This window comes from Roseomonas genomospecies 6 (assembly GCF_008365375.1).
Classification (GTDB): Bacteria; Pseudomonadota; Alphaproteobacteria; order Azospirillales; family Azospirillaceae; genus Azospirillum.
The window spans coordinates 336,713-349,686 of the sequence record NZ_QOKW01000003.1 but is presented as its reverse complement, the minus strand read 5'-3'; the positions used below and the strand labels follow the sequence as shown (position 1 = coordinate 349,686).

Annotated in this window: 14 protein-coding genes; 7 read left to right on the top strand and 7 right to left on the bottom strand. The window is 68.4% G+C overall.

What is annotated here, in order from left to right; translation table 11 throughout:
- The first annotated feature begins 99 nt into the window (after nucleotides 1-99).
- The 7 genes from coaBC (at nucleotide 100) to DS843_RS06180 (ending at nucleotide 5,564) form a co-directional block, all read left to right on the top strand.
- The gene (gene coaBC / locus DS843_RS06210; RefSeq protein WP_149468006.1) at nucleotides 100-1,371 is read left to right on the top strand and encodes a bifunctional phosphopantothenoylcysteine decarboxylase/phosphopantothenate--cysteine ligase CoaBC; all 1,272 of its coding nucleotides are present in this window, start codon (nucleotides 100-102) and stop codon (nucleotides 1,369-1,371) included.
- On the top strand, nucleotides 1,368-1,826 hold the full coding sequence (locus DS843_RS06205; protein ID WP_475849049.1) for an Rrf2 family transcriptional regulator: 459 nt from the start codon (nucleotides 1,368-1,370) through the stop codon (nucleotides 1,824-1,826). The genes coaBC and DS843_RS06205 overlap by 4 nt, the downstream gene beginning before the upstream one ends.
- 75 nt (nucleotides 1,827-1,901) lie before the next feature.
- Complete coding sequence (gene cysK, locus DS843_RS06200; RefSeq protein ID WP_149468005.1) at nucleotides 1,902-2,861, top strand: cysteine synthase A; 960 nt, start codon at nucleotides 1,902-1,904, stop codon at nucleotides 2,859-2,861.
- 290 nt (nucleotides 2,862-3,151) lie between these two features.
- Nucleotides 3,152-3,964: a hypothetical protein gene (locus DS843_RS06195; RefSeq protein ID WP_149468004.1), complete on the top strand. Its 813-nt coding sequence runs from the start codon at nucleotides 3,152-3,154 to the stop codon at nucleotides 3,962-3,964.
- 88 nt (nucleotides 3,965-4,052) lie between these two features.
- Nucleotides 4,053-4,841, top strand: a complete 789-nt coding sequence (locus DS843_RS06190) for a HesA/MoeB/ThiF family protein (RefSeq protein ID WP_149468003.1) — start codon at nucleotides 4,053-4,055, stop codon at nucleotides 4,839-4,841.
- A gap of 25 nt (nucleotides 4,842-4,866) precedes the next feature.
- The gene (locus tag DS843_RS06185; protein WP_149468002.1) at nucleotides 4,867-5,304 is read left to right on the top strand and encodes a DsrE family protein; all 438 of its coding nucleotides are present in this window, start codon (nucleotides 4,867-4,869) and stop codon (nucleotides 5,302-5,304) included.
- Between the two features lie 5 nt (nucleotides 5,305-5,309).
- Nucleotides 5,310-5,564 carry a hypothetical protein gene (locus DS843_RS06180; RefSeq protein WP_149468001.1) on the top strand — a complete coding sequence of 85 codons (255 nt, stop codon included), beginning with the start codon at nucleotides 5,310-5,312 and terminating at the stop codon, nucleotides 5,562-5,564.
- Between the two features lie 166 nt (nucleotides 5,565-5,730).
- On the opposite strand, the gene phoB is transcribed toward DS843_RS06180, so the two are convergent.
- The 7 genes from phoB to DS843_RS32145 form a co-directional block, all read right to left on the bottom strand.
- On the bottom strand, nucleotides 5,731-6,435 hold the full coding sequence (phoB, locus tag DS843_RS06175) for a phosphate regulon transcriptional regulator PhoB (RefSeq protein ID WP_149468000.1): 705 nt from the start codon (nucleotides 6,433-6,435) through the stop codon (nucleotides 5,731-5,733).
- Between the two features lie 31 nt (nucleotides 6,436-6,466).
- A complete protein-coding gene (gene phoU, locus DS843_RS06170) occupies nucleotides 6,467-7,255 on the bottom strand; it encodes a phosphate signaling complex protein PhoU (RefSeq protein WP_149467999.1) in 789 nt (262 codons plus the stop codon).
- A gap of 52 nt (nucleotides 7,256-7,307) precedes the next feature.
- Nucleotides 7,308-8,126 (bottom strand): phosphate ABC transporter ATP-binding protein PstB, encoded by an 819-nt coding sequence (gene pstB / locus DS843_RS06165; protein WP_475849048.1) that lies wholly within the window; start codon nucleotides 8,124-8,126, stop codon nucleotides 7,308-7,310.
- Nucleotides 8,127-8,130: 4 nt separating this feature from the next.
- The gene (pstA, locus tag DS843_RS06160) at nucleotides 8,131-9,396 is read right to left on the bottom strand and encodes a phosphate ABC transporter permease PstA (protein WP_149467998.1); all 1,266 of its coding nucleotides are present in this window, start codon (nucleotides 9,394-9,396) and stop codon (nucleotides 8,131-8,133) included.
- 25 nt (nucleotides 9,397-9,421) lie between these two features.
- On the bottom strand, nucleotides 9,422-10,804 hold the full coding sequence (gene pstC, locus DS843_RS06155) for a phosphate ABC transporter permease subunit PstC (protein WP_149467997.1): 1,383 nt from the start codon (nucleotides 10,802-10,804) through the stop codon (nucleotides 9,422-9,424).
- 92 nt (nucleotides 10,805-10,896) lie between these two features.
- Nucleotides 10,897-11,940, bottom strand: coding sequence for a PstS family phosphate ABC transporter substrate-binding protein (locus DS843_RS06150; RefSeq protein WP_149467996.1), 1,044 nt, complete (start codon nucleotides 11,938-11,940; stop codon nucleotides 10,897-10,899).
- A gap of 189 nt (nucleotides 11,941-12,129) precedes the next feature.
- A complete protein-coding gene (locus DS843_RS32145) occupies nucleotides 12,130-12,915 on the bottom strand; it encodes an ATP-binding protein (protein WP_475849055.1) in 786 nt (261 codons plus the stop codon).
- Between the last annotated feature and the right edge of the window lie 59 nt (nucleotides 12,916-12,974).

The window sequence follows — 12,974 nt, the reverse complement described above, 5'->3', positions numbered from 1 at the left end:
CCGGAATCGCTGTGAGGAAGCGCGAAGGATGCTTGTACCCGGCGCCGTGATGGAATATCTGAATTCTACAAAATCCATCGCAAGGAGCGGCGGACCCCAGTGGCCGAAACATCCCTGCTGTCCGGCAAGCGCATCCTGCTCGTCATCGCGGGCGGCATCGCGGCCTACAAGAGCCTGGAACTGATCCGCCGCCTGAAGGAGCGGGGAGCGCGCGTGCGCGCGGTCCTGACCCGGGCGGGGGCGCAGTTCGTCACGCCCCTGTCCGTGCAGGCGCTGACGGAGGACACCGTCTATCAGGATTTGTGGTCCCTCACCGACGAATCGGAGATGGGGCACATCCAACTGTCGCGCGACGCCGACCTTCTGGTCGTCGCCCCGGCCACCGCCAACCTGCTGGCCCGCATGGCCGCCGGCATGGCCGACGATCTGGCGGCCACCGTCCTGCTGGCCACCGACAAGCCGGTGCTGGTCGCCCCGGCCATGAACGTCCGCATGTGGGAACATCCGGCGACCCGGGACAATCTGGCGCTTCTGGAACGGCGCGGCGTGCGCCGGATCGGCCCGAACAAGGGCGAGATGGCCTGCGGCGAGTACGGGTTCGGACGCATGGCGGAGCCGATGGAGATCGTCCAGGCCATCGCCGCCCATTTCCAGGAGCAGGACGCGCCCAGGCCGCTGGCCGGCAAGCGCGCCCTGGTCACCAGCGGCCCGACGGTGGAGCCCATCGACCCGGTGCGCTACATCGCCAACCGTTCCTCCGGCAAGCAGGGGCACGCCATCGCGGAGGCGCTGCGGCGGCTGGGGGCGGAGGTGACGCTGGTCAGCGGCCCGACCCGCCTGCCCGACCCGCCCGGCTGCACCGTGCGCCCCATCGAGACGGCGCGGGAGATGCTGGCGGCCTGCGAGTCGGCCCTGCCCGTGGACATCGCCGTTTGCGCCGCCGCCGTCGCCGATTGGCGCGTGGCGGGCGAATCGGACCGCAAGCTGAAGAAGGACGGCGGCGGCCCGCCCAGCCTGACCCTGACCGAGAATCCCGACATCCTGGCGACCCTGTCCCAGGCCGGGGCGCGGCGTCCGGCGCTGGTGATCGGCTTCGCCGCGGAGACCGGCAACGTGGTGGACTATGCGGTCGCCAAGCGCATCCGCAAGGGTTGCGACTGGATCGTCGCCAACGACGTCTCGCCGGGCACCACCACCTTCGGCGGGGCCGACAACACCGTCCACCTGATCCGCGCGGACGGCGTGGAGAACTGGCCCACCATGGGCAAGGACGCCGTGGCCGCCCGTCTGGCCGACGCCGTCGCCCAGCACTTCGATCCGCCCTCCACCAATCCAGCCCCTCCCACTCCGATCTCCCAGGAGTCGAAATGATGCTCCGCATCTCCAAGAAGCTCATGTTCGCGATCGAGGCGGTGCTGGACATCGCCTACAACGCCGGCACGGAACCCGTGCAGTCCGGCGAGATCACCCGCCGCCAGGGCATCCCCAAGCGCTATCTGGAGCAGGTTCTCCAGCAGCTCGTCCGCGACGGCATTCTGGCCGGCGTGCGGGGGCCGCGCGGCGGCTACCGGCTGGCCCGCGAGCGCCGGCGGATCACGCTGGGCGAGATCGTGACGGTCGTGCGCTCCATGGAAACCGCGACCGACCCCATCGAGGAGCCGGCGGGCTCCATCCTGGGGCACAAGGTGGTCCGCCCGCTGTGGACCGAGCTTCAGGACGAATGCATGAAGAAGCTCGACGACATCACCATCGAGGATCTCTGCCTGCGCGCCCGAACCGCGGGCGTGGAGAGCGAGACCGAAGACCGCATCGATTTTACGATTTAAACCCACCCGGAAAGCGGTTAAATTCATAACACGCTGTGAAAAGTGGGAAAATACCACACACCGGAGGAGTGAAAAATGCCGGGTTCCGAGTTTCGCGGTAAGATCTACGACAGCATTCTCGACACCGTCGGCGCCACGCCGCTGGTGCGTGTCAACCGGCTGGCCGAGGAGGCCGGCGCCAAGGCCCAGATCGTCGGCAAGCTGGAGTTCTTCAACCCGCTGGCCAGCGTGAAGGACCGCATCGGCTTCGCCATGATCGACGCGGCGGAGCGCGCCGGCGCCATCGAGCCGGGCCGCACCACCCTGGTCGAGCCGACGTCGGGCAACACCGGCATCGCGCTGGCCTTCGTTGCCGCCGCCAAGGGCTACCGGCTGATCCTGACCATGCCGGAGAGCATGTCGGTGGAGCGCCGCAAGATGCTGAAGCTGCTGGGCGCCGAGCTGGTGCTGACCCCCGCGGCGGAGGGCATGAAGGGCGCCATCCGCCGGGCCGACGAGATCGTCGCCACCGATCCGGACGCCTACATGCTCCAGCAGTTCAAGAACGCGGCCAATCCCGAGATCCACCGCAACACCACGGCGGAGGAGATCTGGAAGGACACCGACGGCCAGGCCGACATCCTGATTTCCGGCGTCGGCACCGGCGGCACGCTGACCGGCGTGTCGGAGGTCCTGAAGGCCCGCAAGCCCGGCTTCCGCACCATCGCGGTGGAGCCGGAGGACAGCCCGGTCCTGTCCGGCGGCATGCCCGGCCCGCACAAGATCCAGGGCATCGGCGCCGGCTTCGTGCCGGACGTCCTGAAGAAGGACCTGATCGACGAGGTCGTCCGCATCTCCAACCAGCGCGCCTTCGAGACGGCCCGCAAGGTGGCGAAGCTGGAAGGCATCCCGGTCGGCATCTCCTCGGGTGCCGCGCTGGCCGCGGCGCTGGAGGTCGGCGCCCGTCCGGAGAACGAGGGCAAGCTGATCGTCGTGATCCTGCCGTCCTTCGCCGAGCGCTATCTCTCAACCGCCCTGTTCGAAGGGCTGGAGTAAGCGTCCCGCCCCTCTGTCCGCCGCCGGAGCGGTGCCGGAAACCCGGCTCCGCCCCGGCGCAACCGGGCGGCGAATATTGCACGACCCCGCATCCTGATGTAGAGTTGCGATCGTCCGGTCTTTTGTGCTCGCCCTGGCGGTCCGGGGCGCAATTTGACAGAAAGATTGGATTTTAGTAATTTGGAGTGTCCGAGCCGGCACGGTTGCCGGTGGTTCGGTGCCGTTTCGGCCCTCGGTCCGATGTGCGGCGGCACCGCCCGACGGCGCAGGACAAGCGGGGGGAGGCCATCATGGGCGTCACGGTTCCGAATGCCTCGACGATGAACTGGTTCCAGTTCCGCGGCATCACCAACGAATTGGACTCCAAGCTCGCGTCCACCGACTATCGCCAGTTCACGGTGTCGAAGACCGGCGAATTCAATTTCAAGATCTCCGACATCAACACCAACATCAAGATCGTCGACCAGAACAACAAGGTCGTCGCCGAAGCGAAGGCCAAGAACGAAGCGGCGCAGACCAGCGCGAAGCTCGGCCCCGGCACCTACACGGCGGTCATCTCCCAGGCCGTGAAGGGCGTGAACAACCGCGAATACACGCTGGACATCACCGAACGCCAGAACGTCATGATGGTGGGGTCCGGCGCCCAGATGAAGGGCACGGCGCGCGCCGTGGTGGGGAACGACTCCGGCGTCCAGAAGCACACGCTGACCGTCGCCCAGGGCGGCGAGTTCGTCGGCAACATGTCCCTGCCCTACACGCGCTGGGCCGTCATGAGCAAGGAAGGCAAGGTCGTGGCCTCCGGCGACACGATGGACCCGGCGAAATCGGGCCAGGACATGCTGAAGAAGCCCAGCTTCAAGATCGAACCCGGCCAGTACGAGCTGGTGATCGTCCCGCCCAAGAACGTGGTCGGCGAAATCCCCTATCAGATGAACTTCGTTCAGAAGGTCGCCAAGTCGCCCGAAGACACGACCGAGGAACGCCCGTTCGACAAGATCATGCGGGAGCGCGAGGCCCGGTTGAGGCAGTGGGCGGCGGAGGATTCGACCAAGACGTCCAACGCCTCGAAAGGCACCCCCTACAAGATGAGCCTGCTCGCCTGACGCCGCGGCCCGCCCCGGCCTTGACCCCGCCCCGCCCCTGACCGAAGGGCTTGCGCGGGACGGGGCGTTCCGCGCTATTCTCCCGATCATGGACTTCACCGACACTCAGCTTCACCGCTATTCCCGCCACATCATCCTGCCGGAAGTCGGCGGAATCGGGCAGGAAGCGCTTCTTCGCGCCCGCGTCCTGGTCATTGGGGCCGGCGGGCTGGGCGCGCCGCTCCTGCTCTACCTCGCCGCGGCGGGCGTGGGCACCATCGGCGTCATCGACGACGACACGGTGGACCTGTCCAATCTGCAACGGCAGGTGATCCACGACGAATCGTCGCTGGGCGTTCCGAAGGTGGAGAGCGCCGCCGCCCGCATCCGCGCGCTGAACCCCGACGTGACGGTGGAGGTCCACAAGACCCGGCTGACCAAGGACAACGCGCTGGACTTGATCGGGCGCTACGACATCGTGGCGGACGGGTCGGACAATTTCGCCACGCGCTTCCTTCTGAACGACGCCTGCTATTTCGCGAAGAAGACGCTGGTGTCGGCGGCGATCCTGCGGTTCGACGGGCAGGTCTCCACCTTCAAGGCGCATCGCGGCGACCCGCACCCCTGCTACCGCTGCCTGTTCCCGGAACCGCCGCCGCGCGGTCTGGTGCCGTCCTGCTCCGAAGGCGGCGTTCTGGGGGCGCTGGCCGGCTTCGTCGGCTCGCTCCAGGCGACGGAGGTGCTGAAGGAGATCATGGGCGTCGGCGAGGGGCTGTCGGGCAGCCTGATGATGCTGGACACGCTGCACGCCTCCTTCCAGCGCATCACGGTCCGCCGCGACCCGGACTGCCCGCTGTGCGGCACCCACCCGACCATCCACGACCTGTCCGCCCACTGAGCGGCGCCTGGGAGGATTCTGCCTCATGGAAGGTCCCGAAAGCCTGTCCATCGTCCTGTTCGCGGGCGGCTTCGACCGCGTTCACTACGCCCTGGTGACGGCCAGCGCGGCGGCGGCGACCAACCGCAAGGTCACGCTGTTCTTCACGGGCCGCGCGCTGAACACGCTGCTGGCCGCGGACGCGGACGGCGCGCCGGGCTGGCACCGGCTGGACCCCGCCGACGACGGCAGCCGCCCGGCGGAGCGCGACGCCTTCTTCACCGCCAACGGGCTGGCCGGCTTCGAGGAGCTTCTGGAAGCCTGCGTGATGCTGAAGGTCACGGTCATGGCCTGCGAGATGGGCCTGCGCGCGCTCGGCCTACCCACGGGCGCACCGCTGCGCGCCGACGTGCCGGTGAAAACCGGCGGCGTCGTCACCTTTCTGAACGACGCGCCGAAGACCGGCGCGATCCTGTTCGTGTGAGCGGCATGACCGACGACCACAGCCTGGTGATCGAGCAGGCCAACCGCTTCGAGGCGATCGCCGCGGAAGGCTTCGAGGGCCGCCCCTACCGGGACGCGCTGGCCCATCTGGCGGAGCATGTGAGGGCGCACCCCGGTCTGGCCCCGCGGGTGGCGCACGCCCTGCGTGTGATGATCGGCTTCATCGAGGAGAGCGACCCGGCGAAGCGCTTCGGGCCGAAGGTGGAGATTTTGCGGGAGGCGGTGGGGTTGCTGGAGTAGCGGTTGCCCCCACGCACACTGCCCCCACCCTTCCCACGGCTTCGCCGCGGGCCCCTTCCCTCCCCCGCTGACGCAGGAGAGGGAACTTAGTCCCCTCCCTCGCGCAGCGAGGAAGGGTTAGGGAGGGGGCAGGACCAATGCCCGCGCGTTTCCCCAGGAAAAACGCTCAGACCGACTTGCTGTCCAGCGCGTAGCCCGCCGAGCGGACGGTGCGGATCAGGTCCATCTCCGTCTCCTCGTTCATCGCCTTGCGCAGGCGGCGGATGTGCACGTCCACGGTGCGCGGCTCGACATAGACGTCGTGGCCCCACACCACGTCCAGAAGCTGCTCCCGCGAGAAGACGCGGCCGGGATGCTGCATGAAATGGCGCAGCAGGCGGAACTCGGTCGGCCCCAGATGCACGTCGCGCCCGTTCCGGCGCACGCGGTGGGCCGCCAGATCCATGGTCACGTCGGCGAACTGGAGCGTCTCGTCCGTCATGCCGGGTGCCGCGCGGCGCAGGACGGCGCGCATGCGGGCCAACAGCTCGGTCGGGGAGAAGGGCTTGGTGATGTAGTCGTCGGCGCCGGAATTCAGGCCGCGCACGCGGTCCGCCTCCTCGCCGCGGGCGGTCAGCATGATGATCGGGATGTCGCGCATCTTGCTGTTGCGGCGCATCTGGCGGCAGACCTCCAGGCCCGACATCAGCGGCAGCATCCAGTCGAGCAGGACGATGTTCGGCGTCTGCTCCCCGGCCAGCAGAAGGGCCTCCTCGCCGTCGCTGGCGGCGTTCACGCGGAAGCCTTCCTTTTCCAGATTGTACTTCAGCAGCGTCACGATGTCGGCTTCGTCCTCGACGACGAGGACGAGCGGCTTCAGCGCCGAATTCATGCTTGCCCCGCTCCCACTGCGCGTCTCGCCGTCACGCGGCATGTCCCGCTCCATCGTTATCCGGACCGCCGTCCGGCGGCAATCCCCGTTCCGCCGCGCCCGCGGCGGGGCCGTCCGGCGCCACCACGGCGAAGCTGCTGCCGTCGTTCTTCGGGCGCTCGGCGCGCAGCGTCCTCCCGACCACCAGGTAGTGGATGGTCTCGGCGATGTTGGTCGCGTGGTCGCCGATCCGCTCCAGGTTCTTCGCCATGAACAGCAGGTGCGTGCAGGGCGTGATGTTGCGCGGGTCCTCCATCATGTAGGTCAGGACCTCGCGGAACAGGCTGGTGTAGAGGTCGTCCAACTCCTCGTCGCGTTCCCAGGCGGCGATGGCGCGCTGGACGTCGCGCTCGATGTAGGCGTCCAGCACGTCCTTCATGATCGATTCGACCAGCCGCCCCATGCGCGGGATGGCCACCGCCGGGCGCACCACCGGCACCTGGGCCAGCGCAAGCGAGCGCTTGGCGATGTTCGAGGCGTAGTCGCCGATCCGCTCCAGGTCCGACGCGATCTTCAGCGCCGACACGATCTCGCGCAGATCCTGGGCCAGCGGCTGGCGCAGGGCGAGCAGCCGCACGGCCTCGGCGTCGATGTCGCGCTCGTAGGCGTCGATGCGCTGGTCGGCCTGCATGACCTGGGCGGCCAGCGCGACGTCGCGGCGGGCCACCGCCTTCACGGCGGCGTCCACCTGCGCTTCGGCCACGCCGCCCATCTGGGTGATCAGGTTGGACAGGCGCTGAAGTTCGTGCGCGAAGGAACGCACGATGTGTTCGGTGCTCATGCTTCACGTCCTTCGCTGAAGGAGGAGTCGCGGCGGGGGCCGTGCGAGGGGATCAGCCGTAGCGGCCGGTGATGTAGCCCTGGGTGCGCTCGTCCCGCGGGTTGGTGAAGATTTCCTCGGTGTCGTCGCACTCCACCATGTCGCCCAGATGGAAGAAGGCGGTCTTCTGGGAGACGCGGGCCGCCTGCTGCATGTTGTGGGTGACGATGACGATCGTGTAGTTCTCGCGCAGCTCGTCGATCAGCTCCTCGATGTGGGCCGTCGCGATGGGGTCGAGCGCCGAGCAGGGCTCGTCCATCAGGATCACTTCGGGGCTGACCGCGATGGCGCGGGCGATGCACAGGCGCTGCTGCTGGCCGCCGGACAGGCCGGTGCCCGGCTCGCGCAGGCGGTCCTTCACCTCGTTCCACAGGCCGGCGCGCTTCAGCGAGGTCTGGACGATCTCGTCCATCTCGTCGCGGTGGCTCGCGATGCCGTGGATGCGCGGGCCGTAGGCGATGTTGTCGTAGATCGACTTCGGGAACGGGTTCGGCTTCTGGAAGACCATGCCGACGCGGGCGCGGAGCTGCACCGCGTCGATGGACTTGCCGTAGACGTCCTCGCCGTCGAGCGCGATCAGCCCTTCGACGCGGCAGTTCTCGATGGTGTCGTTCATGCGGTTCAGGCAGCGCAGGAACGTGGACTTGCCGCAGCCGGACGGCCCGATCAGGGCCATCACGCGGTTCTCCTGGATGTCCAGGTTGATGCCCTTGAGCGCCTGCTTGGCCCCGTAGAACACCTTGACGTCGCGGGCGACCATCTTGGTGCCGTGGGGGCCGGCGGCGGGACGCGGAGCCATGGCCGTGGCCGGAATGTGGGTCTGGACGCTCATGGGGTTACCAACGCCTCTCGAATTTCTTGCGCAGGAAGACGGCCAGGCCGTTCATCAGGATGAGGAAGGCGAGCAGGATCAGGATCGCCGCGGAGGTGCGCTCCGTGAAGGCCCGCTCGGGGCTGTCCGCCCACATGTAGATCTGCACCGGGATGGCCGTGGCGCTGTCGGTCAGGCCGCCCGGGACGTCCACGATGAAGGCCACCATGCCGATCATCAGCAGCGGCGCCGTCTCGCCCAGCGCGCGGGCCATGCCGATGATGGTGCCGGTCAGGATGCCCGGCAGGGCCAGCGGCAGGACATGGTGCGTCACCGTCTGCAGCGGCGAGGCGCCGACTCCCAGGGCCGCCTCGCGGATCGAGGGCGGCACCGCCTTCAGCGCGACACGCGAGGCGATGATGATGACCGGCAGGGTCATCAGCGCCATCACCAGACCGCCGACCAGCGGGGCGGAGCGCGGCAGCCCGAAGAAGCCGAGGAAAACCGCCAAGCCCAGCAGGCCGAAGATGATCGACGGCACCGCGGCGAGGTTGTTGATGTTCACCTCGATCATGTCGGTCCAGCGGTTCTTCGGCGCGAACTCCTCCAGATAGACCGCGGCGGCGATGCCGATGGGCACCGACAGCAGCATGGTCACCACCAGCGTCAGGGCGGACCCGACGACGGCCCCCAGGATGCCCGCCTGTTCCGGCTCGCGGCTGTCGCCGGCGGTGAACAGGGTGGTGTTGAAGCTGCTCTGGATGGAGCCCTTGGCGACCAGCGCGTCGATGGCGGCGATCTTGACGTCGTTCAGCCGGCGCTCGCTCTCCGGCACGTCGCGCCGGATGAAGCCCTTCATGAACTGGTCGATCTCGTCGTCGGCGCGGACCCAGACCGTCTGCGTGGTGCCGACGATCGACGGGTTGGCGTTGACCATCGCCTCCAGCTCGTACGGCGCGCCGGAGGACAGAAGGTCGTTCACCGACCGCCGGGTCGCCCGGTCCGTGGCCGTGGGGACCTGGGCGTAGAGCGCCTGGCGCAGGATGGCGGTGTAGTTCCGCTCCTCCACCTGCTGCTTGTCCAGCGTCACCTCCAGCCGGATCTGCGCCTGCCAGAAGGCCGTGTAGCCCTTGCTCACGATGGAGCCCAGAAGCACCACCAGCATCAGCGAGGCGATCCCGACGGCGACCATTCCCGCGATCCGGAACCGGCGCTCCGCGGCGTAGCGGCGGCGCAGGCGGGCGGCGAACTCTTCACTCTGGTAGCGCGACTTCGAAACGGCGACCGACATGGCCCGCGTATCCTGTTCCACGAGGTCAGTCATATTTCTCTCGATACTTCTGGACCACCCGGAGGGCGACCATGTTGAGGGTAAGGGTCACGACGAACAGGACGAGGCCCAGCCCGAAGGCCGACAGCGTCTTGGGGCTGTCGAACTCCTGGTCGCCGACCAGCAGCGTGGCGATCTGGGTCGTCACGGTGGTCACGGCGTCCAGCGGGTTGGCGGTCAGGTTGGCGGTGAGGCCCGCGGCCATGGTGACGATCATCGTCTCGCCGATGGCGCGGCTGACCGCCAGCATGACGGCGGCGACGATGCCCGGAAGGGCGGCGGGCAGCACGACCAGCCGGATCGTCTCCGACTTGGTGGCGCCCAGCCCGTAGGAGCCGTCGCGCAGGCTCTGCGGCACGGCGTTGATGACGTCGTCCGACAGGGAGCTGACGAAGGGGATGATCATCACGCCCATCACGAAGCCCGCCGCCAGGGCCGATTCGGAGCTGACGTCCAGCCCCACGCTGTTGCCGACGTCGCGGACGAAGGGCGCCATGGTCAGGGCGGCGAAGAAGCCGTAGACCACGGTCGGGATGCCGGCCAGCACCTCCAGGATCGGCTTCAGCCAGGTGCGCAGATGCGGGCTGGCGTATTCCGACATGAAGATGGCCGCCATCAGCCCGACCGGAACCGCCACCGCCATGGCGATGCCGGTGATGAGCAGCGTGCCGGCGAACAGCGGGATCGCGCCGAAGGAGCCGCTGGACCCCACCTGATCGGCGCGCATGGCCATCTGCGGGCTCCAGTGGGTGCCGAACAGGAAGTCCAGCGGGTTGACCACCGCGAAGAAGCGCATCGCCTCGAACAGAAGCGACAGCACGATGCCGATGGTGGTCAGGATGGCGACCAGCGAGCAGACGACCAGCGCGACGTTGACCGTGCGCTCCACCCGGTTGCGGGCGCGCATGTCGGGGTGGACCCGGCCCCGGGCGTAGATCAGGCCGCCGATGGCGAGGCAGCAGCCGATGACCAGAAGGCTCCAGTCGCCGAGCGCGTGCAGCCGCACGTAGCGCTCCGCCGCGGCGACCACCTCCGGGTCCGGCTCGCGGCCCGTGGAGACGCCGTGGGCGAGGTTCAGGATGTCGGCGCGCAGCAGGCCGAGCGACTGGGCGTCGCCGTTGGCGAGCCGGTCCGGCAGGCCGGACAGGACCATCTGCATGACCAGCCAACCCTCCGACGCCCCCCAGAAGACGAAGAGCAGCAGGGCCGGAAGCCCCGCCCACAGGGCGACGTAGAAGCCGTGGTAGGACGGCACCGAATGAAGCTCGACGATGCGGCCGCCGACGGAGGCGACGGCACGCGACCGGCCCATCTGGTAACCGATCACTGTGAGCAGGGCCAGAATGATGAGCAGTACCGTGAGCTGCATGCGAAACCGCCGGAAAAGGACTGAAAACGGGCTCTTGGCACAAACGGAAAAGCGGCGGCCCTCCGAGGAGAGCCGCCGGTCGCGTCAGCCGGTCAGAGCTGGAGCGGGGTCAGGTTGGTCGCCGAGGTGCGGGCGGCGTCGCGCTCCGCCTTCGGCAGGGAGATCAGCCCCTTGTCGGACAGGTAACCGTCCTCGCCCATCGCGCGCTCCGAGGTGAACTCGGCCACCAGCTCGCGGATGCCGGGGATGACGCCGGCGTGGGCGTTCTTGATGTAGACGTACAGCGGACGCGACAGCTCGTACTTGCCGGCCTGGACCGCTTCCGGCGACAGCTCGACGCCGTCCATCTTGGCGGTCTGCAGCTTGTCGCGGTTCTGATCGTAGAAGCTGTAGCCGAACACGCCGAAGGCGTCGGGGTTGGCGGTCAGCTTCTGGACGATCAGGTTGTCGTTCTCGCCGGCCTCGACGTAGCCGCCGTCCTCGCGGATGGTCATGCAGGCCCTTTCACGGGCCTTCTCGTCGGCGACGAGGGCCTTCACCTCGGCCACCTTCTTGCAGCCTTCGAGCATCACCAGCTCGTTGAAGCTGTCGCGAGTGCCGGACGTCGGGGGCGGGCCGAGGACCTCGATCTCCTTGTTCGGGAGCTTCGGGTCGATGTCCGACCACTTCTTGTAGGGGTTGGCGACCATCTTGCCGTCCACCGGCACGTCCTTGGCCAGGGCCTTCCACAGGATCTGGGTGGTCAGGTCGGTGTGCGGGGCCTGCTTGGAATAGGCGATCGCGATGCCGTCGAAGCCGATCTTCAGTTCGGTGATCTGGGCGACGCCGTTGGCGGCGCACTGCTCGACCTCGGACTTCTTGATGCGGCGCGAGGCGTTCGCCACGTCCGGATGCTGCGGGCCGACGCCCGCGCAGAACAGCTTGAGGCCGCCGCCGGTGCCCGTCGACTCGACGACCGGGGTCTTGAACTTGCCGCCCTTGCCGAACGCTTCGGCAACCGCCGTGGTGAACGGGAACACGGTCGAGGAGCCGACGGCGCGGATCTGGTCGCGCGACTGGGCGTTCGCGGCACCCGCGAAAGCGCCGGCCATGGCGACGACCGCCGCGGCGGTGAGGGCGAGCTTCTTGGAATTCACGGTGATCCCTCCGATGAACCGGTTGCCTCTTTACCGGGGAACGCGATGGGCCGACCCCGTGCCGCCGCCCCGGAGGGCTTGCGGCTTGCGGGGCGGACACTAGTCGGGGTCCGCGACTCGCTGATTACGGTTTTATGACAGTTTCATGACGGCGCCCACTTTCGGTCACGCCGTATGGGGAGGGTCGGCCTACGCCTGACGGCGAAGCGGTTCCGCCGCCGCCCGGCCCTCTCCCGTCTCCTCCGACGCCGCCGGCAGATAGACCGTGAAGGTGCTGCCCACCCCGACCGCACTTTCGATGGTCAGGCGCCCGCGATGGCGGTTCACGATGTGCTTCACGATGGCCAGCCCCAGACCGGTGCCCCCCATGGCCCGCGACCGCGCGGCGTCCACGCGGTAGAAGCGCTCGGTCAGGCGCGGCAGATGGGTGCGGGCGATGCCCTCCCCCTGGTCGCGCACGGCGATGGCGACCATCGGCATCCCCCGCCCGCCGCGGGCCGCCGGGCCGGACACCCCCACGGCCATGCCGTCGGCGAGCGACACGGCGACGGTCACGTCGGTGTTCTCGCGCGTGTACTTGATCGCGTTGCTGACGAGGTTCTGGAAGACCTGGGTGAGCTGGTCCTCGTCGCCGACCACCACCGCCGGCAGGCCGTCCGGTGCCTCCAGCGTCAGGCGGATGCGGCGGCTGGCGGCCTTCAGCTCCAGGGCGGCCATCACCCCGTCCAGCCGGTCCAGCACATCGACCCGCCCGGCGGGGGGCATGTGCTCGTCCAGTTCGATCCGCGACAGCGACAGCAGGTCGTTGACGAGGCGGGCCATGCGGCTGGCCTGATCGTGCATGATCGACAGGAAGCGCTCGTGCGCCTCCAGATCGTCGCGGGCCGGGCCGCGCAGCGTCTCGATGAATCCCAGCAGCGAGGACAGCGGCGTGCGCAGCTCGTGGCTGGCGTTGGCGATGAAGTCGGCGCGCATCTGCTCCGACCGGCGCAGCGCGGTGATGTCGTGCAGCGTCAGGATGACCATCCGCCCCG

Bases quoted from the DNA above. Each gene is read 5' to 3' on its own strand.
- phoU (WP_149467999.1), bottom strand. From the start codon at position 7,255: ATGAGCACCGAACACATCGTGCGTTCCTTCGCGCACGAACTTCAGCGC.
- DS843_RS06180 (WP_149468001.1), top strand. From the start codon at position 5,310: ATGACCGACGACCACAGCCTGGTGATCGAGCAGGCCAACCGCTTCGAG.
- pstB (WP_475849048.1), bottom strand. From the start codon at position 8,126: ATGAGCGTCCAGACCCACATTCCGGCCACGGCCATGGCTCCGCGTCCC.
- pstC (WP_149467997.1), bottom strand. From the start codon at position 10,804: ATGCAGCTCACGGTACTGCTCATCATTCTGGCCCTGCTCACAGTGATC.
- phoB (WP_149468000.1), bottom strand. From the start codon at position 6,435: ATGAATTCGGCGCTGAAGCCGCTCGTCCTCGTCGTCGAGGACGAAGCC.
- DS843_RS32145 (WP_475849055.1), bottom strand. From the start codon at position 12,915: ATGCGCGCCGACTTCATCGCCAACGCCAGCCACGAGCTGCGCACGCCG.
- DS843_RS06205 (WP_475849049.1), top strand. From the start codon at position 1,368: ATGATGCTCCGCATCTCCAAGAAGCTCATGTTCGCGATCGAGGCGGTG.
- cysK (WP_149468005.1), top strand. From the start codon at position 1,902: ATGCCGGGTTCCGAGTTTCGCGGTAAGATCTACGACAGCATTCTCGAC.
- pstA (WP_149467998.1), bottom strand. From the start codon at position 9,396: ATGTCGGTCGCCGTTTCGAAGTCGCGCTACCAGAGTGAAGAGTTCGCC.
- DS843_RS06185 (WP_149468002.1), top strand. From the start codon at position 4,867: ATGGAAGGTCCCGAAAGCCTGTCCATCGTCCTGTTCGCGGGCGGCTTC.
- DS843_RS06190 (WP_149468003.1), top strand. From the start codon at position 4,053: ATGGACTTCACCGACACTCAGCTTCACCGCTATTCCCGCCACATCATC.
- DS843_RS06195 (WP_149468004.1), top strand. From the start codon at position 3,152: ATGGGCGTCACGGTTCCGAATGCCTCGACGATGAACTGGTTCCAGTTC.